The sequence below is a fragment of the [Scytonema hofmanni] UTEX 2349 genome, from assembly GCF_000582685.1.
Taxonomy (GTDB): domain Bacteria; phylum Cyanobacteriota; class Cyanobacteriia; order Cyanobacteriales; family Nostocaceae; genus Hassallia; species Hassallia hofmanni.
This window is the reverse complement of sequence record NZ_KK073768.1, coordinates 3,691,712-3,715,605: the sequence shown is the minus strand read 5'-3', so window position 1 is coordinate 3,715,605 and position 23,894 is coordinate 3,691,712. Positions and strand designations below refer to the sequence as shown.

25 protein-coding genes and 3 pseudogenes are annotated in these 23,894 nt (G+C 44.9%); 5 read left to right on the top strand and 23 right to left on the bottom strand.

The features are described from left to right. Positions 1 to 43: 43 nt before the first annotated feature. Complete coding sequence (gene ccmS, locus TOL9009_RS0121670) at positions 44 to 472, top strand: beta-carboxysome assembly chaperone CcmS (RefSeq protein ID WP_029634615.1); 429 nt, start codon at positions 44 to 46, stop codon at positions 470 to 472. Positions 473 to 964: 492 nt separating this feature from the next. Here the strand turns inward: ccmS and TOL9009_RS0121660 are convergent, their stop codons facing one another. The 4 genes and pseudogenes from TOL9009_RS0121660 to TOL9009_RS0121645 all read right to left on the bottom strand — a co-directional run bounded on the left by TOL9009_RS0121660 (position 965) and on the right by TOL9009_RS0121645 (position 5,137). Then, positions 965 to 1,567, bottom strand: a complete 603-nt coding sequence (locus TOL9009_RS0121660) for a hypothetical protein (protein WP_029634613.1) — start codon at positions 1,565 to 1,567, stop codon at positions 965 to 967. 87 nt (positions 1,568 to 1,654) lie between these two features. After that, positions 1,655 to 3,164 (bottom strand): annotated as a pseudogene (locus TOL9009_RS42275) (IS5 family transposase). A gap of 173 nt (positions 3,165 to 3,337) precedes the next feature. Further along, entirely contained in the window at positions 3,338 to 4,246 is a 909-nt protein-coding gene (locus tag TOL9009_RS40045) for a metal ABC transporter permease (RefSeq protein ID WP_051502983.1), read from the bottom strand. 123 nt (positions 4,247 to 4,369) lie between these two features. Beyond that, positions 4,370 to 5,137 carry a metal ABC transporter ATP-binding protein gene (locus TOL9009_RS0121645; RefSeq protein WP_242055530.1) on the bottom strand — a complete coding sequence of 256 codons (768 nt, stop codon included), beginning with the start codon at positions 5,135 to 5,137 and terminating at the stop codon, positions 4,370 to 4,372. A gap of 143 nt (positions 5,138 to 5,280) precedes the next feature. Here TOL9009_RS0121645 and TOL9009_RS0121640 point away from each other — a divergent pair, with 143 nt between their 5' ends. Beyond that, the gene (locus TOL9009_RS0121640; RefSeq protein WP_029634611.1) at positions 5,281 to 6,279 is read left to right on the top strand and encodes a metal ABC transporter substrate-binding protein; all 999 of its coding nucleotides are present in this window, start codon (positions 5,281 to 5,283) and stop codon (positions 6,277 to 6,279) included. 154 nt (positions 6,280 to 6,433) lie between these two features. Here the strand turns inward: TOL9009_RS0121640 and TOL9009_RS0121635 are convergent, their stop codons facing one another. From TOL9009_RS0121635 to TOL9009_RS0121550, 17 genes and pseudogenes are all read right to left on the bottom strand, one after another. Beyond that, positions 6,434 to 6,808 (bottom strand): ester cyclase, encoded by a 375-nt coding sequence (locus TOL9009_RS0121635; RefSeq protein ID WP_051503124.1) that lies wholly within the window; start codon positions 6,806 to 6,808, stop codon positions 6,434 to 6,436. A gap of 300 nt (positions 6,809 to 7,108) precedes the next feature. Beyond that, positions 7,109 to 7,900 (bottom strand): annotated as a pseudogene (locus TOL9009_RS0121630) (prolyl oligopeptidase family serine peptidase); the annotation flags it as partial. Then, positions 7,840 to 8,094, bottom strand: a complete 255-nt coding sequence (locus tag TOL9009_RS49560) for a hypothetical protein (RefSeq protein ID WP_242055531.1) — start codon at positions 8,092 to 8,094, stop codon at positions 7,840 to 7,842. The gene TOL9009_RS49560 and the pseudogene TOL9009_RS0121630, both read right to left, overlap by 61 nt. Positions 8,095 to 8,365: 271 nt before the next feature. After that, positions 8,366 to 8,722, bottom strand: a complete 357-nt coding sequence (locus TOL9009_RS0121620; protein WP_029634607.1) for a nuclear transport factor 2 family protein — start codon at positions 8,720 to 8,722, stop codon at positions 8,366 to 8,368. A gap of 170 nt (positions 8,723 to 8,892) precedes the next feature. Further along, complete coding sequence (locus TOL9009_RS0121615; RefSeq protein WP_029634606.1) at positions 8,893 to 9,861, bottom strand: zinc-dependent alcohol dehydrogenase family protein; 969 nt, start codon at positions 9,859 to 9,861, stop codon at positions 8,893 to 8,895. A gap of 107 nt (positions 9,862 to 9,968) precedes the next feature. Next, the gene (locus TOL9009_RS0121610) at positions 9,969 to 10,370 is read right to left on the bottom strand and encodes a RidA family protein (RefSeq protein ID WP_029634605.1); all 402 of its coding nucleotides are present in this window, start codon (positions 10,368 to 10,370) and stop codon (positions 9,969 to 9,971) included. Positions 10,371 to 10,847: 477 nt separating this feature from the next. Further along, a complete protein-coding gene (locus tag TOL9009_RS0121600) occupies positions 10,848 to 11,135 on the bottom strand; it encodes a hypothetical protein (RefSeq protein WP_029634603.1) in 288 nt (95 codons plus the stop codon). A 128-nt stretch (positions 11,136 to 11,263) separates the two neighbouring features. Beyond that, entirely contained in the window at positions 11,264 to 12,055 is a 792-nt protein-coding gene (locus tag TOL9009_RS0121595; protein ID WP_029634602.1) for a CPBP family intramembrane glutamic endopeptidase, read from the bottom strand. 313 nt (positions 12,056 to 12,368) lie between these two features. Next, the gene (locus TOL9009_RS0121590) at positions 12,369 to 12,701 is read right to left on the bottom strand and encodes a hypothetical protein (RefSeq protein WP_029634601.1); all 333 of its coding nucleotides are present in this window, start codon (positions 12,699 to 12,701) and stop codon (positions 12,369 to 12,371) included. After that, positions 12,698 to 12,883 carry a hypothetical protein gene (locus TOL9009_RS0121585; protein WP_029634600.1) on the bottom strand — a complete coding sequence of 62 codons (186 nt, stop codon included), beginning with the start codon at positions 12,881 to 12,883 and terminating at the stop codon, positions 12,698 to 12,700. The genes TOL9009_RS0121590 and TOL9009_RS0121585 overlap by 4 nt, the downstream gene beginning before the upstream one ends. A gap of 217 nt (positions 12,884 to 13,100) precedes the next feature. Continuing rightward, positions 13,101 to 13,838 carry a CPBP family intramembrane glutamic endopeptidase gene (locus TOL9009_RS0121580; RefSeq protein WP_029634599.1) on the bottom strand — a complete coding sequence of 246 codons (738 nt, stop codon included), beginning with the start codon at positions 13,836 to 13,838 and terminating at the stop codon, positions 13,101 to 13,103. Positions 13,839 to 13,902: 64 nt separating this feature from the next. After that, positions 13,903 to 14,859, bottom strand: a complete 957-nt coding sequence (locus TOL9009_RS0121575) for a CPBP family intramembrane glutamic endopeptidase (RefSeq protein ID WP_029634598.1) — start codon at positions 14,857 to 14,859, stop codon at positions 13,903 to 13,905. Positions 14,860 to 14,910: 51 nt separating this feature from the next. Continuing rightward, on the bottom strand, positions 14,911 to 15,198 hold the full coding sequence (locus tag TOL9009_RS0121570; RefSeq protein WP_029634597.1) for a hypothetical protein: 288 nt from the start codon (positions 15,196 to 15,198) through the stop codon (positions 14,911 to 14,913). Positions 15,199 to 15,230: 32 nt separating this feature from the next. Beyond that, a complete protein-coding gene (locus tag TOL9009_RS0121565; RefSeq protein WP_199341486.1) occupies positions 15,231 to 15,692 on the bottom strand; it encodes a peptidoglycan-binding domain-containing protein in 462 nt (153 codons plus the stop codon). 161 nt (positions 15,693 to 15,853) lie between these two features. Further along, positions 15,854 to 16,411, bottom strand: coding sequence for a DsbA family protein (locus TOL9009_RS0121560; RefSeq protein ID WP_029634595.1), 558 nt, complete (start codon positions 16,409 to 16,411; stop codon positions 15,854 to 15,856). A 221-nt stretch (positions 16,412 to 16,632) separates the two neighbouring features. Continuing rightward, on the bottom strand, positions 16,633 to 17,256 hold the full coding sequence (locus TOL9009_RS0121555) for a response regulator (protein WP_029634594.1): 624 nt from the start codon (positions 17,254 to 17,256) through the stop codon (positions 16,633 to 16,635). After that, positions 17,253 to 19,547, bottom strand: a pseudogene (locus TOL9009_RS0121550) (PAS domain S-box protein); the annotation flags it as partial. The pseudogene TOL9009_RS0121550 and the gene TOL9009_RS0121555, both read right to left, overlap by 4 nt. 519 nt (positions 19,548 to 20,066) lie before the next feature. Between TOL9009_RS0121550 and TOL9009_RS0121545 the strand changes: the two are divergent. From TOL9009_RS0121545 to TOL9009_RS0121535, 3 genes are all read left to right on the top strand, one after another. Next, positions 20,067 to 20,390 (top strand): hypothetical protein, encoded by a 324-nt coding sequence (locus tag TOL9009_RS0121545; RefSeq protein WP_029634592.1) that lies wholly within the window; start codon positions 20,067 to 20,069, stop codon positions 20,388 to 20,390. A 241-nt stretch (positions 20,391 to 20,631) separates the two neighbouring features. Then, complete coding sequence (locus tag TOL9009_RS0121540; protein ID WP_051502982.1) at positions 20,632 to 22,032, top strand: GTP-binding protein; 1,401 nt, start codon at positions 20,632 to 20,634, stop codon at positions 22,030 to 22,032. Positions 22,033 to 22,284: 252 nt separating this feature from the next. Next, the gene (locus TOL9009_RS0121535; protein WP_029634590.1) at positions 22,285 to 22,563 is read left to right on the top strand and encodes a Calvin cycle protein CP12; all 279 of its coding nucleotides are present in this window, start codon (positions 22,285 to 22,287) and stop codon (positions 22,561 to 22,563) included. Here TOL9009_RS0121535 and TOL9009_RS0121530 read toward each other — a convergent pair. Both TOL9009_RS0121530 and TOL9009_RS0121525 read right to left on the bottom strand, forming a co-directional pair. Next, complete coding sequence (locus tag TOL9009_RS0121530; protein WP_029634589.1) at positions 22,560 to 23,372, bottom strand: TlyA family RNA methyltransferase; 813 nt, start codon at positions 23,370 to 23,372, stop codon at positions 22,560 to 22,562. The genes TOL9009_RS0121535 and TOL9009_RS0121530 overlap by 4 nt on opposite strands. Continuing rightward, the gene (locus TOL9009_RS0121525; protein WP_029634588.1) at positions 23,373 to 23,807 is read right to left on the bottom strand and encodes a DUF29 family protein; all 435 of its coding nucleotides are present in this window, start codon (positions 23,805 to 23,807) and stop codon (positions 23,373 to 23,375) included. Positions 23,808 to 23,894: the final 87 nt, after the last annotated feature.

The window sequence follows — 23,894 nt, the reverse complement described above, 5'->3', positions numbered from 1 at the left end:
ACATGAAATTTTGTTTGTTTACAATCCAAAATCTAAAATCCTTATGATGTTTGGTAGTACCCAGTCGGAATCAGGAAATAACAAATGGCGTCGCCAGTTGGATGAATTTGTCAAAGCAAATAAGCTAGAATTAGCGGCGTTATCTTGGGCATTATGGTTAGAAAATAGTGACACTCAGGGTACTATCGGCATTGATTTGCAACCCAAGCCGCATTTTGTTTATTGCCCCAAAGAATCGGTAGAGAAGCTAAATGAAAGAGTTGAAAATAGGCTTCAGGAACTATTAGGAATTATTGAGCATTATCAACCGGAAGTTGAAGTTGTCATGATTGGCATTGGTAGCGGTGAAGTTAAGTTAATTCAGTTTGCACCTGAACCTACACCACCGAATTGTTTTGAGCAAATTGGTAAGAATGTAGATACTTTATTAGAGCTTTTAGAACAGCGCATGAGTCAGGAGTTTTCGGGATGAATAATTAGCCATCAGACTGGAAGTCAGGGGCTACAGGAACAAAGCCCACCTGCGTGGGCTAATAATGTTTTCAGGCTGCGTAGGCAGCCTTCGTTCGTATAGCCGCACCCTTCTAGGGTGTGGGCTTTATGAGGATGTTTCCTATCAGCCCTCAGACTGGAAGGGTGGGGCTACAAGAACAAAGCCCACCTGCGTGGGCTAATAATGTTTTCAGGCTGCGTAGGCAGCCTTCGACAGAAACTATTTCCTCTTCAGTAACGCTTATCTGGGAGAATGTGGGTATATCTTCAGCAGGTGGCTTTAAGAAAAACAAAGCAGCGTTGGCGAAGCCACTCCTTGGGAGTATCGCACTTTATATTACCCGGATCTAATTGTCCTAATTTCTCTGCTGCAAGTCGCATAGTTGATACATTAATTGGCTTTTTGTCAAGTCTGGACGCAATATTATTTTTCAGAATTGTTATTTAACCGAGTAATACTTCTCAATAAAAATTAACCCATTTTCGCCATCCACACCAAAAAGCTGAGAATTTCCTCGATAGGAGGAAGGGAATAATCCGTTAAATCAATTGTTACTGTTTGCCCCTCTAATTTGAGAAATCGCCATTGCGTTCCACTGGTGACAGTACCGTAAACTGCTGTTAAGGGTTGTCCTCTTTTTTCATTAAATCGCTGTGCAGCTACCATTTCTGCAATGCATTGTCCCAGTCCAGATTTTATATCTGATTTTTTCGCCTCAACAATAACAATAGCAGGTGCTTCTACCGTTAATTGTTCCGGTGAACGGCAAACAAGAAAGTCACATACACCGTTGAGTCCAATACTTGCATCAATGTTAAACTCTTCTCCTGAAAACACGCTGATTTGTTGATTGAAAATACGTCGCACTTCTAGCAACACAGGATTGATAATTACCTCTGAACGTGCTTTTTCGGTATCCACTGCGATCGCCCAAGGTAAATCCTCTAAAATAGCTTGTAGTCTGGAACTTGGAGTAACCGATTCAATTGAGTCTGGAAAAAAACGAACTCCCTCTACAGTTGTTAATTGAAAATCTTGCTTTACTTTGCCAATGGTAAATTGACTATAGGGCATAGTAAAAAACTAAATTAAGTGTTTTAGCTCTAAGTAGGGTTTGCTGAAAAAGTATGAAAAAGCAATTCTTTTGGGTTGACTAGTTATTCAAGTAAAATCAAAGATAAGCTTTTGTTGTTTATAAATAACAAAATCATAATTTTCAGTTATGCGAAACTGCATAAAAGGTGCAGTTTTCAAAAATAGACATAAAAAAGCATAAAAAACCCGCGACAGGTGAGTAGAAAGATTCATCACTAAAAAAGTAATAGCAATTGCAGTAAGAGAAGTGTGGGAAAGTTTCGCCATCACTCGATTGAGGCTAAACCTTCTTTTAGCTTGCCCAAATTTTCCTTCAATACAATTACGAATTCTCTCGGATTCTAAATCTTGCTTCTTTTTTTCTTTACTAACATTTACTGGTGGTCTTCCCAAAGCCGGTCCACTCATGATAATACCTCTTTCTTTGCACCAAGCTCGATTCTCTCTCGTTCGATAAATTTTATCAACATGAACGGATTCTGGATAATAGCCAGTATAATTTTTATATGCTTCTACTTGTGCTTTTAAGTCTCCAGATTCATTAAAATTATTCCAACTAATATGGTCTAAAAATACATATCCCTCAAAACAACTAGCAGACAATTTTGCCCCAAATTCTACAGGTTTACCTGCTTTACCCCGGACGATTGGACGGATATGCGGTTGGGTTAAACTAACAATGCGGTCGTCAATACTCTGTTTTTTATTTTCATACAACCATAGTTGTTGACGATAAACTTCTACAACTACAAGCAACATTTTATATTGTCTATTACTGAAATTTTCTAAAGTTGCTCCGTATATGATTAGCTGGTCAATATGGGATAAGTTTCTTTTGATATATTGAAGCTGCTTTTTAATCGCTTTTCTCCTATCTTTTTGGGATACACGACGCTTTTTAGCGACTTCTAGGTAGTCTTTTCTCCCTATTTCCCGATAAGTCCTTGGTTTTTCTCTAATGTACCTTTTATCTGTTCATAAAGAAGGTCTATTATTCTTTCTGTCTGTTTTCTTGCTTGATTTAATAGCTCTAAATCTGTTGGATAGCTGATGTCTGCTGGCGCACAAGTCGCATCTAATATTAATTTTCCCCGATTTTTTGGCGTGTTATCTTCTTTTTCTAATTCTTCTGTTTTTTCAGTTGATTCAGTTGCTAAAGTCAAAGATGTTGTCTCTAGCATCCTCTTAACAGTTTCTTCATTCACTTTGTTTACTAAGTCTGCACTAATTCTTTCACGAAAATGGACTAACATAGATGCATCAAATGGAGCTTCATTAATATAAGATGATATCCCTATGAAGTACTGTAGATAAGGATTTTCTTTGATTTGTTCTACTGTCTCTCTATCACTTATTCCTAGTTTTTCTTTGATTATTAATGCCCCTAATGCCATCCGAAACGACTTTGCTGGCGCTCCCATCTCTACAGAGAATCCGATGAATATTCCTCTTCAAATTCTGCCCAGGGTATTAAATTTCCCAGAATAATCCAACGATTATCTGATGACAACTTTCCTTCAAACGGAAGTCCAAAATTTTCTGGTGAGACTGGAGGTTGCCCCTGTTTTCGATACATATGTACTAATAACCCACTCCTGAGTGCTAGTCACGTAGATGCAAGGATTTTGGGTTATTTTAGCCTCTTATCTTGCACCTGAATATATTTCTTTGGTCTGATGATCTGAGAATGTAAGCTTTTCTTTCTTTTTCAGCAAACCCTAAGTATAAAACATCTTGCTTTCATTCTTTTTATTGTTTTTCTTCGCCTATTTGTGTCCCAGTCGCCTCAACGGGCTGGCTTATCTTTGTGTGAGATAAATTTCCTTGACGATAAGTAAAAACACCGTGTTGGGGACTGAATAAAAATGTCAAGAAAAAGAATCCTGATACTACCAAAACGATTGCCGGTCCAGATGGCAAATTATAAAAGTAGCTCAGGTACATACCGCTAATACTAGAAATTACGCCAATTATTGCCCCCAAAATCATCACTTGATGCAAGCGTTTAACTAATAGATAAGCAGTTGCTCCTGGTGTGATCAAAAGTGATAAAACTAAAATTACGCCTACAGCTTTCATGCTGGCAACAATTGTTAAAGCAATCAGCAGCATTAAGCCAAAATTCAGCCGATTTACTGGCAATCCCGCAGCTTGAGCGCCTAATGGGTCAAAGGTGTAAAATAACAGTTCTTTATATAATAAAAAGACGACTATTAACACTATTGCAGCAATAATTGATGTGTCCCTAACTTCGTCAACTGTCACACTGAGAATGTTACCAAAAAGAAAGTGGTTGAGGTCAATTTTGTTATCTTTTTGAATGACAGTAATTAGAGTGACTCCAAGGGCAAAAAACGCCGAAAAAACTATCCCCATCGCTGCGTCTTCTTTAATAGGCGATCGCGTTTTAATCCAAGCGATCGCCATTGTACTGATGACACCGGCAATAAATGCCCCAATAAAAATATTCCCACCCAACAAAAAGGCGATCGCTAATCCTGGTAAAACTGAGTGACTGATAGCATCACCCAGCAAAGCTAATCGCTGCACCATCAAATAACTACCAACAATCGCACACAACAAACCGACTAAAATTGCAATTACAAGCGATCGCTGCATAAAGCCATATTGCAACGGCTCAATTAATGATTCAAGCATAATAATTTGTAATACGAACCGTTGAGGGAAGAGAGGGGGACAAGAAGGACAAGGGGGACAAGGGGGACAATTTCTTTCTATTACATATGCCCATTGCCCAATGCCCAATGCCCAATGCCCAATTTACGCTGCCTCAGAAAAGTAAATAACTTTCCCACCGTAGGCACTTGACAAATTTTGTTCAGTTAATACTTCTTGGCGGCTTCCGGTGGCGATTAAGTCCCGATTTAACAAAATTAAATCGTCAAAGTGGGTGATTGATTCGCCTAAATCATGGTTGACAACCAAGACGATTTTACCAGCGGCAGCGAGTTCACCAAAGACTTGAAAAACTACTGACTGGGTTTTCTGATCTATCCCTACAAGCGGTTCATCAAAGCAGAAAATCTCGGCTTCTTGGGTTAAAGCACGGGCTAAAAATACCCGTTGTTGTTGTCCTCCAGAAAGCTGTCCAATTGGGCGATCGCTATATTGGATCATGCCAACTCTTTCTAAGGCACTTTTGGCAACCTGACGGCTAACTGTTGAGAAGTTACGAAACCAACCTGTTTTCTTGACTCTTCCCATCATTACCACATCCCAAACGGTTGCGGGGTAAGTCCAATCGATTTGCGATCGCTGTGGTACATAAGCAACTTTATCAAGTTGCTCCATCAAAGGTTTACCGTGATACAACACCTTCCCACTACTAGCAGGAACCAATCCCAACATCGCTTTCATCAGCGTACTTTTACCTGCACCGTTAGGACCAAAAATCCCTGTTAACCGTCCTGGTTTGATAATACAATTAACGTCTCTTAGCGCTTCTTGCGTGCGGTAATATACCCCCACATGAGCAATGCTAATCGCTTGAGTGGAATTTGCCTCACTAGTGACAACTTCTAAAGGCATCTTGCCTGGGTTCGTTTTGAATAAATCAAAGTTTGGGTAAGGGACAGTTTTCATAACCAAGTTAAATATTGCTTTCCTTGAGCTTACTATAAATATGAGACAAATATGAAAACATCTATAATTGGAAGTAATATCACAGATAAATGAAACTAATACCCCAGACAGTAGTTTGCACCTCTAGCCAGACAAAAGCTCAAAGGCTGAAAACAATCCTTACTTTTACCCTTTGCCTTTTACCCTTTACCTTACTTAGTTGTACCCAAACAAACTCTAACCGTAACACCCCAAAGGCAGATGGCAAACCTTTGGTAGTAGCGACAAGTACCATCATTGCTGACTTAGCGCAAGATGTTGGGGGAGATGAAATCAAGCTAAGGGGAATTCTCAAACCCGGTACAGATCCGCACGTATATGAACCAAGACCAGAAGATAGTAGATTTTTAGAAGAAGCTAACTTGATTTTGTATAACGGCTACAACTTGGAACCGGGACTGATTAAAATTATGAAAGCTACAGGGGGAAAAGCGCGTCAGGTTGCGGTGGGGGAAGTTGTCAAGCCTTTGGAGTTAGATAAAGGTAAAGGTGAAATAGTACCAGATCCGCATGTTTGGGGTAACGCAGAGAATGCAGCAGCGATGGTAAACGCGATTCGGGATGCTTTAATAGAATTATCGCCAGAAGATAAAGAGAAATTTACCCAAAATGCGACGCAACTAACTAAAGAATTACAGCAGTTGGATAGTTGGATTAAACAACAGATTGCTACTATCCCAGCCGATAAACGTAAATTAATAACAACCCATGATGCCTTTCAATATTATGGACGTGGTTATGGAATAGCGATCGCCGGAACTTTAATTGGTATCAGCACTGAAGAACAACCAAGCGCTCAAACAGTACAACGTTTGGTAGAATCAGTTAAAAAGATTGGCGTTCCCGCAATTTTTGCCGAAACAACGATTAATCCAGCTTTAATTACCACAGTTGCCCAAGAAGCCGGTGTCAAATTAGCACCGCGTCAACTTTATTCTGATTCCATTGGTGCCTCTGGAAGTGCAGGGGATTCCTACATCAAAATGATGGAAGCAAATACCCGCACTATCGTCGAGGCTCTTGGGGGTAATGGGACTTCCAAAGAATAAATTATTCCAAAAAAAGAAGAGACAGGTTGATTTAAAGAATGATAATCATTATTATTGAGGGAATAGTTTATTTTCTAAAAGTCCCCTAAAGCCACTTTACCCTAAAGTATCATTCTGTTTTTCCTGTTTCAACAAAGACTGAAAAAGGGATGCTTTACCTAAGTGGCGGTGCAATCGTTGCCCAACGCTCAGCAATTTTGCCATTTGCTAATCTCCAAAGTACAAAGCCTTTAAACTCCATCTTTTTTCCTGTAGAAGAATCAGTTCCGCGCCATAGACACCGCACCATAACCTTATCGCCTTCAGCGATGGTATCCTCGACTATAACGTGCAAATCGGGATACTTTACGTATGCCTTCTCCATCCTCTGCTTAACTAGCTCGGGACTCACCAATCCTACAAAAGGTTCTTCATGATCTATAAAGTCAGGTGCGAAATTTTGGTAAGCAATGGCAGAATTCTTGCGGTTCACAATCTCCTCAAAGTGATTGCGGATGAATGTTTTATTCTGTTCAAGTGTTTGTTCCATAATGTGAGAGAATCCCATGATTTCGAGTTGTGTAATGTTCTATCTATCTGAAGTGTAGTGAGTGAAAATGCTTGACTGCTTTCAGATTTTTACGATAGTCGTAACTTAGATGTGACCAGCCCCGTTGGGGCGGGTGCAGGTTCGGGTGTGGGGTTACGTGTCCGAAATAGCCCCAACAACCATCTTGGACACAAGCCCCGTCGTTCACGACGATTGCGTTGGGCGGAGTTCCAAGCTCCTGGCATGAGCCGTCTCACTACACCCAACACCCTACCCCCCACACCCTTCTTATTGACATAACTATTGCGAGATATCCAGCTTCACATCCAGCCCTGTCCAGCGAGCAGCAAAAGCCCACATATCTGCCGTTTCCTCAATGATCTTGTCGGTGGGTTTGCCTGCTCCATGACCCGCGCGCGTCTCGATGCGGGCAAGGTGGGGCTTGTCACCGATATCCGCCGCCTGGAGCGCAGCGACATATTTGAAGGTGTGACTCGGCACCACGCGATCGTCCGTGTCGGCAGTGGTGGCGAGGATCGCAGGATAAGCCTTGCCGGACTGGATGTTGTGATAAGGCGAATATTTCAAGAGGTTACGGAAATCCGCTTCCTGTGCCGGAGACCCATATTCGTCTAGCCATAATTTCCCGCCTGTGAACTGGTCGAAGCGGAGCATATCCATCACACCAACGTGGGGTAACGCAGCGGCGAACAGATCCGGTCGTTGATTGACCACTGCACCGATCAGGAGTCCGCCATTCGATCCGCCCTGAATCGCCAAGCCATTTTGGGGCGTGATACTCTGTGCCTTCAGATACTCGCCCGCTGCGATGAAATCATCGAAGACGTTCTGCTTCTTCTGACGACGACCCGCTTCGTGCCATGCCTTGCCATATTCGGAGCCGCCGCGAATGTTAGCGATCGCATACACTCCGCCCTGTTCGATCCACCCCAGCGGCGCTGGCAAGAACTCAGGAAGCATGGGGATGCCATAGCCTCCATAGGCATGAAGTAGGGTCGGTGCGGCTACGGTCACATCCTTGCGCCGGACGATAAACATCGGGATGCGGGTGCCATCCTTCGACTTGTAGAACCGAAGATATCTCGACCTGGCAGCTTATCGAGATAACTGTTGGTGACTTTATTCTGCGATTCGACCCAGGCGGCGACTTCCTTATCGTTGCGGACATCGTTTTCCAGCCAGCGATAGGGGTCGGCGATCGTCTGCCCGAAAGGCTTCTCGACAACATCGACCCGCTTAGTTTCAGGATAGGTGATTGTAGGCATGATTACTGTAGACTGCGTGCAAGCGGAGGCGAAATGGGTAGTAAAGAGTAGCGCGATCGCGAAAAGGGTTGCGCGGCGCATCGCTATCTTTATCTTTTGAAATGAGAGTCGAAAGCCAAAGAGGTTGAATTTCAGTAATTCTTGTTGTGATTTTGCAGTTTTGAACATGTCATTGATCTATGTAACAAAAGGGTTGACCGCAACTACCTGAGTTAAACGATCGCAAGTAGGTAAACAAAATTAATTACATTGTTTTCACCAAATTCTTTCATCACCTTCTCAAGGTTTTGATGACGAAAGCTCTTAATTCGACCATCTGACCATCGCGAAAGCGCCAGATGTCACAGTACGAGTAATCAGCCGTCTTCCCGTCTTCGTCCTTCATGGTGATGTCGCCGAGTGCTGTGACGAAATCACCCTCAGCAATTAAGTTCACGACCCTAAACTTTGGCGGCTCTAAGTATGTCGTTACCATCCATTGGTGAACGGCTTCTTTTCCTTCAAGGGTCTTGTCGCCTACAAACGTCCATTTTGTGTCGTCGGCGCAGAACGACAAGAATCCTTCATAATTGCCTTGGGCGATCGCTGCGTTTGCCTCTTCTAAGATTGCTTTATTTTTGTCTGACATCTGAATTTCTCCTTTGTTCAATTCGTAAGTTGAACATCAGGTCGTAGAACGCCGTGACGGTTCTCTTGTTCTGCTCCAGTCGGTCATTCATCAACACCCCCCTTGTGATGCCCTGCTGGACAAAATCAAACTCCAATCCGTTTAGCAATTACCAACGCCGTGAAGCTAGTCTAATTTTCTGTAAATTTCAGTACAATTTTGCCCCGTGTTCCTCCCTGCTCTAGACGTTGGTGTGCCAGAACGACCTGATCCCAAGAGAATACTGAATCAATCACTGGGCGAAGCTGTTGACGCTCGATTAGTTTTGTCAAAGCCTCTAATTTTGCTCGGTACTGGGGTGAAAAAACAAAATGAATCGTCAGATTCTTACCCCATGCTTCAAGAAGCGATTGCGGTATTGCAATGTCTACAATGCTTGTAAGCCTACCGAAGGGACGAATGATTTCTAGACTACGCTGAATTGTTTCTTTGCCGATCGTATCTAGAACTAAATCCACACCCAATCCATTTGTTTCTTGACGAATGACTTCTACGTAATCTTCATTCTTGTAATCAATCACTCGATCTGCACCCAGTTCTGTCACGAAATCTCGGTTTCTAGAACTACACGTTGCAAAAACGTATGCCCCTATCGCTTTAGCGAGTTGAACTGCGATTGAACCAACTCCACCCGCACCCGCATGGATAAGAACTGTTTCACCAACTTGTAGATTGCCCCTAGTCACCAGACAATCCCAAGCAGTTCCGCCTGCAAGCGGAAAAGAAGCTGCTTCAACGTGCGATAGATTTGCAGGCTTTAATGCAACAATCGCTGCATCAGCCACATGATACTGAGCGTAGCTACCGGATTCTCCAAAAACTTGCGGCGAGTAGTACACGTTGTCTCCCACCTTGAAATCAGTCACAACTTCGCCAATTGCCTCAATCACCCCTGAAACATCGACTCCAAGGATAGCGGGTAATCGAACCAGTTCCTTGTAATCACCACGACGAGTTTGGTAGTCGATCGGGTTAATCGAAGTTGCACAAACTCTGACTAACACCTGATTCGCTTTCAATGTTGGTGTGGGAACAGTTTGAATCTCAAACTTCTCAGCATCACCAAACGCAGTTAATACCGCTGCCTTCATAAATTCCATGTGTGCCAGCTCCCCTTGATTCAGAATAAACAGTGACGGGATTTCGATACCATTCAGCGGAAGTAACTCCCTAACTTCGCAATAGCCCGTTGCCGCTTGTGCAAAACTCACGGAACAATTGCAGTAACGCGGATTTCAATACGCATCGTTGGAAGTCCAAGTGCCGCGACTCCTACTTGTGTCCAAATTGGCGCGTGGTTGGGCATATAATGGCGATATAGCCTAACCATCACATCATTAACCTCCGGGGGAAACCCTCCAACGTGGTAAGAATTGACGTGGACAACATGCTCCCAACTAGCATCGGCAGTCGCCAAGGTTCGCTCTACGTTCCGAAACGCCTGGGCAATCTCATCCTCAAGCGATTCGGGAATTTGCAGATTGTCATCCCAGCCACCTTGTCCTGATGTCTCCACTCGATTGCCAATTTTTACCGCTTGCGAGTAATGCAATTCATTTAGCATATATTCGCCATAACCGGGAGTAACAAAAAACTTGGGCTTATTCATGGTGTTCCTTATGTAGTACGTTTGACTGTATCTCGCGTTGCTGAAACGAGTTTGTTTCGGCATCATCTGATTTAGACACTAATGTTCAGAATTCACTTGCCATGTAATCACAATGATTTCTGCAAACCCTAAGACAAATATTAGCCGCGAAAACGCTCCTAAAATGGCTTCCATCGTCCAGTTCTGACTCTGAACCTCCCAGATCATCCAAACAATATAGAATCCAATCACCAACCAGGGTAGAATTACTGCTGAATTCCGTCTGCGATAGAAGCGGATCGTCCTCTCGCGCCAAAATGGGAAGGTGCTGAGGAGACAAAAAATGTAGGAGGTTCCTGCACTGATGAACAAGCTTCTTTGAGGACCCGAAGGCAGGTTTGGGTATCCAAGCGCGATCGCACTCAGGCAAACTCCCAGCGCGAGGTACAGGAAAGTAAACAAAGTAAATCGTTTCATTTTTTCTCTTTCCAATAAAGCTTATTCTCTGTACCACACACGCACACATTGAAAGCAATTGATTGCAAGACCCTGACTGATCATCACTGGGTGGAAAGCATTACTGGTCGTCACTCCGTAGACATCATCACTTGTGCCTTCAATCCGATCGGGTAAAACAACAGTTTCAACATTGATCACCTGTATCGTTGTACTTGCGATCCACTGATTTACAGCACTCACAACCTCAGAGAAGGATTCATAATCGGAAGCTCCGCCGAAGGGTCCCCGTTCAGTAATCCGAGGCGCAAAATCTTTGCACTGAATCATTTGATTTACCACCTTAAAACTGTAGAGTTAAGCATCAATTCAAGTAGTGGGCATCGCCCACCATTTTTAAAACCTTTCACAGTAAGGCTTTGTGGGCAGTGATAGCCCTATGATATCTATTCCAAAACTTAAGCCAACCTTGCCAGTAAACCGCTAAGAACAAAGGCAAAAGCATGAACGCTGATATGAGCTAACATTGCAGCCTCTAGCGAATATTGCCAAAAGAGCCAGCCAAACGCGATTCCCGGAATCCCATTCAGTAACAACGCCCGAATAATCACAACTGGAGTGAGGGGAACGATCGCAGCAGTCGCTGGCAGGTGTAGTAGTCCAAATACCAAAGCGGCTAGAACGATCGCACCCTGGTAAATCCCTTGACTTGGCAACGTAACGCCTTGTTTTAGCCCTTTCCACGCGATCCAAACAAGCAGCGACATTAAACCCCAGCGCATCAAAATTTCCTCAGTGATGCCGCCATAGAACATTGCTGTGAGCAAATTCAACCAACTTGGCTCTGTATTATTTGCTGCCCGTAGCGCTTCAGGTAGGACAGGTTGCATTAACTGATCGAGCAACAAGAGAACGATCGCCGCCGCTGCACCCACACCCAAGCTCCACTTCATCTCAACGGCAAAAGATGGAGACTTAGTGGTGTGAAACACCCAATGATCAATCAAATGGGAGCTTAATCCAACACGATAGGCACAACCAATTCCGATAAGAATGCTGATTGCCAGTAGAATTGAATACTGTAGTCCTTGCAGAAGCATTAGAATTCCCAATGGCGGCACTTTTTCCAGTGTTTCTGGAGACAGTTTCGCTAACCGTTGCTCGACTAAAGGAATAGACGCGATCGTGAACATGACAATTCCCACACTGCCCAATACAAATAGAATCCCGAATTGTTTCATAATTGCCATTGGTTTAATCTCCAGATGATCCGTCTTATTAGCTCATGCCAGCAACTACCATCACCAGGATAGTGGGCAGGTTGAAAACGACATGAACGATGACAGCAGTTCAAACCGATCCGCTGCGGCGGAAGATCTCGGCATTAGTAGGGCAGGCAGTACCCACCATTTTGTAAAACCCTTCACAGTAAGGTTTTGTGGGCACTGCCCCCCCTACTGGCTTGCTGTCACTTGAACGTAGGTTCGATAACAACGTCGCTCCAGTCGGTAGGCAGCCCGCAAGTGGGATTTAGGTGTTGGCAACTCATAGTTTGAAACGGCTCTATCCTAAAATTCGGGTTCGATAACCACGCCGCTCCAGTCGCTTGGCAGCACGTCGGGCATCGCGACGATTGTAGTGGATACTCTCATAAATCCATTTGCGATCGTCACGGCTGCGGTAATAAACCACAAACGGCCGATTGCGATATCGATCGTCGCGATATTGATCGTCACGATATCGATCGTCGCGATATCGATCGTACTGAGCGATTGACATATTCGGATCTCGATCAAGGTTCTGACCAATTTCTTCTGAATCTAGTGCCTGTGCCGTAAAGGGCATAGTTACTACGAATCCCGTACCCACCAGTGCTAGCAAAATTATCTTTTTCATGAGATTAGTTTGAAGGTGTAAAACTTGGATTGACCGAGCAGAATGCTGATTGCCAGTGGAACTGTATACTGTAGTCCTTGCAGCAGCATTAAAACCCACAGTGGCGGAACTTTTGCCAGTATTTCTGGAGACAGTTTTGCCAACTGTTGCTCAACTAATGGAACCGACGTAATCGTAAACATCGCAATTCCGCAATGCCCAACACAAATAGAATCCCAAATTGTTTCAAAACTACCATTGATTTAATCCCTAGAGACATCAGGATGCTGGGTGAACACAATGCCCAGATAGAGAATGACAACTGGTAGCTAACGCCACCTTATTCCGAAGCTTTATTGTGCTTCTCCTAGCATTCATTTGGTTGCATTGTTCTAAAGTGTACTGAGGCTGCGGTTTCTTTCAGCCCGTGCCAACGAGCAACATGATCGGGATTGTGGGCAGGTTGAAAACAATATGAACGACGAGACCGGGCCAGATCGAGCCGCTACGACGGAAGACCTCAGCGGTAGCGAGACCGGCCACAATGGCCGCCGGAAAGACAATGTTAATACCGTGCATGAGGGCGAAGATCACAGTGCTGCCCACCACCCCAGCGAACGAGCCATAGCGCAGCAGCGCATTGGTGACGATGCCGCGATAGAGCAGTTCCTCGCCGAAGGGTGAGAAGACGGAGATCAATACTGTGGACAAAACCAGAGGCAGTAACCCGCCGCGACCACCCTCTGCGTAAACATTCTGGACATTGTCCGTGTCCCCGGTGATCTGGATCCAGGCCATGATCGCCAGACCCTTGAGCACAAAGGCAACCAGCCCTACGCCAACACTGGTCAGAAGCCAGCGACTGGAGGTTCGGCGTACACCGAAGGCACTCAGGGAACGGATCCGCAGCCGCGCGGCTGCCGTGAACGCGATGAGGGTGGCGACGCCGGTCCATGCAGTCAAGATCAGTCCGTGGACCACGGGGTCAAGACCGAGTTGCTTGAACAGCGAGACGCCGCCGAACCCTACGATTAAATAGACGACGAGTCCGACGATAATCTCGGACCAGCCCGGACGGGAGGTCTTGCTAGGCCGAACCGAGGACGCGGAAGGGGGCTTTCCCGACTCCCCCAGGTGATTTGAAGAAACACGAGGCATGATAATTGACTCCTTTTATCGGGTTGCTGACTTCAGTTGCTGATGGGTTCGGGATTTGCCGGGGTCACCAATGACCCTTCTGGTGGCTCTGGGAAACGGATTGGGGCGACTCCTGCTTGAACACCCCGTAGGCGATCGCCAGGAACACGGGTACTGCAACCAGCATTGATAGTGCCCCGTAGGTCGCGTGGTACTTGCTGATTGTGAACAGAGCGGGTGAGGGCAAGGCACTTCCAGTGATGTCGAACAGGATTGCCCCACCGATGTTGTTCGCGAAGTGTACGCCGATGGCGAGTTCAGTGGTTCCGTCAATCAACGAGACCACAGTCCACACCAGACCCGGAACGAGGAAGTAGTTGGAAAAGATCGTGAGCCAGCCGCCCACGCTTACCTCCGGGTTAAGGAGGTGCGGCAGGGTAAATATCACGGCTGGCACGATCGCCAGAAAGATGCGGTTAGTCCAAACAAGGCTCGCCCCCTGCACGATATATCCGCGAAAGAAAAGCTCTTCAGTGGTAGTCTGGATCGCGGTGAGAACCAGTGCGATCGGGACGAAGAGTGCGAACGTTAAGAGGTCAGAGTTAAAGGAGAAGGTATCCGGGTAGAACAGATACTGCCCCAGCCCACCTATGAGGCAGTACGGCACGAACCACGCCACAAATCCGTGACCGATACGCCGCCAGTTGATCCGCTCCCGCGCCGTGACGAGCGTCCGGGGGTGGCGGCGGTGGACAAGGGAGACGGCGATAAGGACTCCTGCGAAGAAGAACAGGAAACTCGCCATGACAAACAGGTAGTATTCCACGGGACCGAGCACCGAGGGGTCTGCCTGTCCGCCGAGCGCGAACGCGACGAGTACGCTGGCACCACTACCGACGACCAGCCATGCAAAGAGGATGATCATCAGCCCCAGAACATATCGCCACCCCCGATGCTTACCCCACCGGGCAGCCTCCACGTAAGTCGCGTCTTTCACTTCCGTTCCGCTTCCCTGATGTCCTTGGGTTGCTTTAATCTTCATCTGTGTCTCCTTGATTTGTGCGTGGATGTAGTGCTTGGATCTGACCGCCAGTTACCTGGGAGGACGCTTACACTGAATTGCTTTGACATTTCGTAGATAATTCAACTCAGGCTCGAAATTCGTGGGACAGTTAACATATACGATGTCCTGCGATCGACTAATGACTAAACGGTAGGCAGGTGGAATTCCTTCAGAACTGTCAATTACTTCAATTATGGGAATCACTTGTGGACTAACTTGAGCCAGGGATGGAACACTGAACAGCAACAATAGGCTGAGTAGGATTGTTGCTGAGATAATTTGCGGAGATCGTTGAAGTCTGGACAGAATCTTGTTCATTGGACGTTTCCTTATGAGTTTTTTCTGAGTGATTAATCGGATTTCCAGGGGAGCGGCGATCGATAGGGATTCTCCCGCATATCCAGCACTTCCCAAGTCACAGGGTTAACCTGTCCTGTAACGGGGATGTTGTAGCGTCGTTGTAAATCTCTCACCGCAGATTCTGTAATCGCGCCAAATGCACCATCAACAACCGCACCCCTCGGATTTCCCAACCTGACTCCAGCAGCATTTAAGAACCCATTATCTAAGAGAATTTGCTGCAATATTTGCACTCTTCTACCGCGATCGCCCTGTCTCAAGGTTGGCAATGTGAGATCCGTGTAGGCGGTTGCAACAAGAATAGGAGATTGTTGAGGTGGAGGGGTAGCGATCGCCGGATGCATTCGCAAAACCCCACCTACTCCCGTTATAACGATGATTGATAGAGTGGTTTTAGCAAGCATCCCAGTGATTCTAGAAATTGAGCGTCGTGTTGTAGTTAATTTCATCATCTTTCTCCTGTTTGTCGCTATGAATAATTCGTATCGTGTTAGCGAACCTGTTTTGGGGTCATTCCAGTGAGGCGCTTAAGTTCAACAAAACAGGCAAAAGCTAGCCATCACGCATTCGATAGCTTACTAGCACTAACAAACAAGTCAGATATGAATAGAGCTTAGTGACTTGCAGCAACAATGGCTGTCATCAACTCTGCCATTTTCCAGCGCCCAGTATATCGAATGTTATTGATAAATAGGGCTGGAGTAGCCGTTATTCCACTGTGCAATCCACTTTCGATATCTTCATTGACACGATCGATATGCACTTGTTTAGACAACTCTTTGAGAAATTGAGGGATATCAAGCCCTAAATCATTGGCGTACTCTACAAGATAACCATTTTCTAACTTCTGTTGATGGGCAAACAAAGTGTCGTGCATTGACCAAAACTGTCCCTGAGCGGCGGCGGCAACGGCTGCTTGGGCTGCCCGTTGAGCTTGGGGATGAATCTGTGCTTGCGGAAAATGACGGAAGATAAAGCATAAATCATCTTCTCCAAAAGAAGCACTAAGTTCTCCTTTGAGCAATTTAATCAGCTTGTAAACATCCGCACTTTTAGAGCATTGATAGTCTCCATACATCACCAGCACGACCTTAGCACTCAGCACACCTCGCATCCAATCCTGGGTTGAAGGGGTTACAAGTAAGGAACTGTGGCTACGATCGTCGTTCATTTTTATACATTTGCATCAAGCATGGAACCTGGCAATTTACTTACGCAATCAATGGATTGAGTAAGTGTTTGCATAAATTCAATATAGGCGATCGCCTTCAAGCTGTCGTCTATAGCAAGTTAAAATTTTTACAGTACAAATTGATAGAGAAACCATGCCGTCGCGGAGTAGAAGGCTAGCTATAACTTAAGTTAGAATCCGAATTCGATCGAAAGTAAACCCTATAAATTGACAATGCCGCGTTTAACGGCAACAATTACAGCTTGGGTGCGATCGCTAACATCTAACTTATTCAAAATCCGATTGACATGAGATTTGACAGTGCCTTCACCAATACTCAAAGCAGCTGCAATATCGGCATTGCTCATTCCCTGCGCCAGTGAGCCGAGTACTTCTAGTTCTCGTTCACTCAGTTCTGGATTGCTGAGGCGCTGTACCAACTTTGCTCCCACATCAGGCGGAATATACTTCTGACCCCGATGAACGGTACGAATAGCATTCAGAAGCTCGTCAGGTTCAGTTTCTTTCAACAGATATCCTTTTGCGCCTGCCTGCAATCCCCGATAAATATCTTCGTCACTATCATACGTGGTCAGTACAATAATCCGAGCAGATTTAGCAGTAGCACAAATTGCACCGATGGCGGCAACTCCTTCCACTTCAGGCATTCGGAGATCCATGAGCGTGACATCCGGTTGGTGTTCCCCAAATAGAGCGATCGCTTGTTCCCCATTTTCGGCTTGGGCAATCACCTGCATATCTGGGTCACGGTTAATAATGGTGGCTAATCCTTGCCGAAAAATAGCATGATCGTCTGCAATCAGAACCCGAATGGCTTGGCTCATTGTGATGCCTCCCGATCGACAGTAACAATCATCTCTGTTCCTTCTCCAGGTTGACTCCTAATCGTGAGTTGTGCGCCGATGCGCTCTGCCCGTTCGCTCATGCCTAGTAAGCCAAAACCCTCAGAGGCTGGAATACTCCCAACTCCAAAGCCCTGTCCATTGTCTCTCACGCGCAAGCAAAACTGATCGCGATCGTAGATTAGCTCCACTCGAATTTCATCAGCATCGGCGTGTCGAATCGCATTGGTTAAGGCTTCCTGCCCAATCCGCAGTAGATTACTCTCGACTTCAGTCGGCAGAGAATATACTGCACCCTCAATCTCATAATATAAAGTGGTATCCATTGCGGCAGTTCTGAGTTGAGCGACGAGACGATGTAGAGCGCTCTGTAGACTGCCTTCCTCCAAAAGCTGAGGACGGAGCGCTACTACCGATCGCCGCGCTTCAACCAGTCCAGTTCGCGCCAATTCTTTGATCAGGTCTAGGTGTGCCTCAGTTGCTTCTAAATCATCCGTTAGCACCTGTTTTGCCGCTCCCACCTGAGCCAGAATGCCCGTAAACGCCTGAGCGAGTGTGTCGTGAATTTCACGCGCCATGCGGTTGCGTTCTTCCAAAATTGAGGCTGCTTCTGCTTGCTTTTGCAGCGTAATATCTCGCGCTATCCAAATGACCTGCTCATGCCGAATCGGTGCAATGCGCGCTGAAAACCAAGTTTCTCGTCCATCTATCTGTAGGCTGTACTCAACGGTAAGCACTTGTTGGATTCTCAGCACCTGCTGAATATAATCCATAAATTTATCGGCTTGTTCTTCTTCAAAAATCTGATGCAGTGTTTTACCAACCTTCTCCTCAACTGAACTATACAACTGCCTCGGATTCCCTGCGACTGTTTCGATCACTCGCCCTTGGGCAGTAACAACACATAGCGGATCGGGAATGGCTGAAAAGAGCGCCCGTAGCTCTGCTTCAGAGGCTTGCAACGCTACTTCTGCCTGTTTGCGATCGCTAATATCTGCAATCACCCCTTCGATGTAGTCATCGCCTGCATTCAGATAAAAAGAGAAAAGCCCCCAAAACAATGTCCCATCTCGTTTTCGCATCTGGGCTTCAAAGCTTCGCACTTCCCGATCCCGCTTCAGCAACTCAATGGCGTGTTGGTGATCGCTGGGATCTGCATAATAGTCTGTGACGTGTTCAAGCCCAATGATCTCCTCTGGTGAATCAAAGCCAAACAGATTGGCATGGCGTTGATTGGCATCGAGAAGTAATCCATCCGAGAGGCGGGTTCGGAAGATGCCGACCTGCGAGTTTTCAAAGATATTGCGGAACTTGGTTTCACTGCGTTGTAATGCCTCTTCTGCTTGTCTACGCTGGGTGGTGTCATTGCCAACCGATAAGATTTCAACGACATCTCCCTGTTCATTGAAGATGGCTTGATTTGACCAAACAACCCAAACTCGCCGACCGTCTCGACACAGGTTTTCACCCTCGCCTTGCGGGTACGATTGAGGATTACGAAGTAAATCATGGACAAAGGGTCTCACATCGCGTCCAGAAAGTTCGACTTCTGGAATGATGGTTTCAAATAAGCTCCGCCCTAAAATCTGATGTTCTTCATAGCCAAGAAGTTTTACCCCATAATCGTTGATGTAGCGAATCCGTCCTTGCGGATCATAGCGAATGATAACGGAATTCGCGGTTTGTAGCAGGTTGCGATAATTTGCTTCACTTTGTCTCAATGCGGCTTCGGTTTGTTGACGTTCCGCGATCTCCTGCTGCAAAGCTTGAGTTTGCTCTTCTACCTTCCTTTCCAGTGTTTCGGAATAATCCGATAAGCGTTCATATAACCGAGCATTCTCCAGTGAAATTGCTGCCTGAGCAATCAATAGTTTAAGGACTTGTAAGCGATCGCTAGTAAACACTCCGGTACTGAGATTGTTCTCTAGATAAAGTATGCCAATCAGCTGATTTTGCTTGAGAATGGGCATACACAGGAGCGATCGCGTTTGTTGGTTTTGAATATACCGATCAGTCAAAAAAGACGGTTCGCTGATTGCCTCATCAAACACCAGAGTTTCAGATGTGCGTTCTACTGATTGGATGACGGAGACAGGAATTGTTGCACAGCCAGCAACAGCGATCTTTTCTAGGTTACACTGTCTACTCTCACTGCACTGAGCCACAACAGTGAGCCGATCATCTTCCAGGAGAACCAGAGCGCCAGTTTTGGCTCCTGCATTTTCTATCACTACCTGCATCAATGTGGCAATCAATTGATCGAAATAGATCATTGAACGCTCCTCCGACGAAGGACTGTCAGCCGTCTCCCAAAGTATATCACTTGCCAAACTCCAGAAAATTAAGCTTCTGGATGGATTTTTAAGGTTTTCCAATGACTACATTTGGGACTTCCAAAGAATAAATTATTCCAAAAAAAAGAAGAGACAGGTTGATTTAAAGAATGATAATCATTTTAATGGGAAAAAAGGGCTTGCCGTCGGCAAGACGAAAAAACAAGACTTTGAGATTGCTTCCTTACGTCGCAATGACAGAAATTCGTAGTCCGTGCGTAAATCCTGCCTAATAGACACAGGAAATTGGAAATTATTTAACCATTACCCCAAATCCTTGATTAGACGTAGCAATGCTACGTCTTATTGGGGGTTCTGGATAACGCATATTTAAATTCAAACGAGTCTAATAAATTCCTCATTTAGTCGTATACTCAAAGTCTTTCTTGAGAAGGAACTCTTCACGGCTTTGATTCTATAAAGTGATATTAGTAGATAAATTCTGGAGAATTAAAAATTATGGCTAATCAATCAGAAAATGAAATTAAGCAACCAGTAAGCCCAACTATAGAATCCAGAGAAGAACCAACACCTAAAGAAAAGAACGCCACAGTCAATCCTGGAGATGTGGTTGATGAGTCAAAATCACTTGAAGAAAAAGCTCAACAAATTGCTGTAGATTCACCAGACATTACAGGTGAACATATCACAGTACCAACTTACTTCGTTGTCGATGAACCCAATGGTGAACAAAAGGCACTTCACCACGTTAAAGATGCAGAAGAAATTTCTGATGTAATTCGTCAAGCAAGAGTTGACGAAGACGGAAACCGGATTTGGTAGATAAGTATTTGGGCAAAATCAACGTAAAATATTCTCTACGTAGTGAGCGGTTTACCGCTCATAGTTTCGATTTTAAGGGCTTCAGCCCTTACTACATTAGAACACATTTATCTATGCCCATCTAGTTATCAAGGGTCATATTTGACCGTCGCTTCATACGAACATTCACGCATTCACCCATTCAAAAAGAATTAAATAACCAACGACTCAGTAACGTCTTTAGGCATTGCTGAGTTTTGTTATGCAATTGAAGCAAAATAGATATATAGCTTGTTACAACAAAGGCAAGAACGTGCCTAATAATCTGCAAGAAACTCATTTAAACCGCGCTCGTGCTAGTCTCAGACAAGTACTGTCTTGGTATGGATATCTTCGTAAGCCAGGACAACCACAATCAAACCTGGAATTAGCATCTTTTGTCAAACCAGAATTAGAGATATTGACAAATACTCTTAATAAACTCGACTCTAACGTAATTAGAATTGCCGCTTTTGGTTTAGTCAGTCGTGGGAAGTCAGCAGTGTTAAATGCCTTAGTGGGACAAAAAATTCTGCAAACAGGTCCCCTTAATGGTGTAACTCAGTATCCTCGTTCCCTACGGTGGACTCCTGGTGGAAAGGTGCAGGTAGAATTAATTGATACCCCCGGATTAGATGAAATTCAGGGGGAGGTAAGAGGGCAAATGGCGCGAGATGTAGCACAGCAAGCTGATTTAATCTTGTTTGTGGTGTCAGGTGATATTACCCGGACTGAGTATCAAGCGCTGCTAGAGTTGCGGCGATCGCAAAAACCCCTAATTCTTGTATTTAACAAAATAGACTTGTATCCAGATACAGATAAAACAGTTATTTATAAAAATTTGCAACAACTGGGTGCAGGACATCCCCAAAGTAAGCCGTTATTACCCGATGAAATTGTGATGGTAGCGGCAGAACCTGCACCCCTTGAAGTGCGGGTTGAGTGGACTGATGGACGTGTAACTTATGAATGGGAGACACCGCCAATTGAAATAGAGGAACTCAAAGAGACAATTTTAAATATTCTCAATCGTGAAGGGCGATCGCTTCTTGCTTTAAATGCACTGATTCAGGCAAGAGATGCAGAAGCTGCGATCGCTCAAAAAACTATCGAGTTGCGCGAACAACAAGCAGAAGACCTCATTTGGCAGTTTAGCAAATATAAAGCTTTAGCAGTAGCGTTAAATCCCATCGCCTTTTTAGATGTCGTTGGCGGAAGTGTTGCCGACTTAGCGTTAATTCGCTCCTTAGCAAGATTATACGGCTTACCGATGACCGGTTACGAAGCAAGCAAAATTCTCAAGACAATTTTCTTTAGTTCTGGCGGTTTACTTTTGGGAGAATTAGGAAGCAGCTTGCTTTTAGGTTTAGGCAAAACTACCGCCGCCTTAGCCAGTGGTGAAAATCCCACCAATATTACAGCCTTCGCCGGAAGTGCGATCGCTCAAGCTGGTATCGCCGGTTATGGCGCATATGCGATCGGCAAAGCCGCACAAGTATATCTAAAAGAAGGCTGTACTTGGGGTCAAATGGGCGCTAGTACCGTCATTCAAGAAATTCTGTCCCAAGTTGACCAAAACACAATTTTGTACCGTTTGCAACAAGAATTAAGATTGGGGGAATAGGGCATTGGGCATTGGGCATTGGGCATTGGGAGGATGAACTCCTTGTCCTTTATCCTCCTTATCCTCCTTATCCCCCTCATCCCCCTCATCCCCCTCATCCCCCTTATCTCCCTAGTCCCCTGTCCGCAGTCCCTAAATGACGGTTTTCCCACCGGCATTTTTTGTTAAGCCTGTCTAAACTAGAAATTAAGCTTTTGAAATAATTCAGAAGCTGGCAGTCGATTTCTAAATCAACACACAAAGGTAAGTATCATGACTGACATCTCAAACGTAGTCCAGGCTGCTATTAACTCCGCCGAAAATCCAACTCAAACCCTTGAAGAAACAATATTTGAAGCTGTTGCTGAAGCCCGCCAAACCTGCGATATTAGCGGTAGCAATTCTGCTAACTGCGCTGTAGCTTGGGATATCGTCGAAGAATTGCAAGCTAAGAAATCTCACAAACAGCAAGCAACAAAAGGCAAATCTTCTTTAGAAAGTTACTGCGATCGCCATCCCGAAGCAGTAGAATGTCTAATCTACGACGTTTAATTTCTCAATTGGGCAACAGCAGATTTAGTAATTTGCTGAATAGCTTCTAAATCAGGCGGTGGTGTTTCGCTTTCTATATCCAGCCACAACAGATATTCAATATTCCCAGCAGGACCTGTGATCGGCGACCAAGTTAAGCCCTTGTAGTTCCATCCTAAATTTTCAGCAGTTTGCAAAACCTGAAAAATTGCCTCAGCTTGGTCAGAAGAATCACGAACAACGCCTTTTTTTCCCACACGGGACTTGCCAACCTCGAATTGTGGCTTCACCAGTAAAACAGCTTCTCTTTGAGGTTGAGTTAACTCCCACAAAGCAGGCAAAATCTTGGTTAAAGAAATAAACGAAACATCCACCACCGCCAAATCAGCTTTTTGTTCCTCACCATATAACTCATGGGGTTGCAGTTGTCGTAAATTAGTGCGTTCCAGCAATTTCACCCGCGAATCATTTCGCAGACGCCAATCAACTTGACCGTAACCGACATCAACCCCGTAAACTATCTTTGCCCCAGCTTGTAACAGACAATCAGTAAAGCCTCCAGTGGAAATACCCCCATCCAAACAAACGCGATTTTCCACAGAGATATTAAATAATTCTAAAGCCTTCGCCAGCTTCTCACCGCCACGAGATACAAAACGCGATCGCTCCTTAATCTTAATATCCGCCGCAACATCAACCTCCGTCCCCGCCTTATCCACAACCACACGATTAACCTGAACTTCCCCCGCTTGAATCAACCGTTGCGCCAAAGCGCGAGAAGCACACAAATTCAACTCTACTAATAATATATCAAGTCGTTGTTTAGCCAATTAACTGGACTCTCCTGGCAATATTAAACCTAAAGCACGATTGAGAATTTTTTCTTGGTTAACCAGCTTTTCCAATTCCTCTAGCTCATAACGACCCTCTTCTACTTCTAGGGAAGCTTGATCAATGGCATTTAAATAAGCTTCTACTAAAGTTTCCCATAGTTCTTCTGGTGTGAGATAATAACCTCCAGCCTTACGCCGCTTATTTTCTCGCTGAATTTCCCTAACAGAATTGCGAATTGACACATCCCAAGAACGAGTCGTGCGATTTTCAGCTTGTTGTTTAATCAAATGCAACAGGAGAATTACTGCATAGCTACGAATCGTCTTGATGATATCATTTCGGCTCATTTCGGTTAATTCTTCCACAATCATCAAAGCACCTTGAACATCGCCTTGAACCAGCAAGTTTTTCAGGGTTAATAATTCTTCCATAGCTAGCGCCTCAAATATGGGCAACTTCTATTATGGTCGTTTTTTTTGTATTAAAAAAAGTAAACGCACCTTGCCAATGAAGTCAAA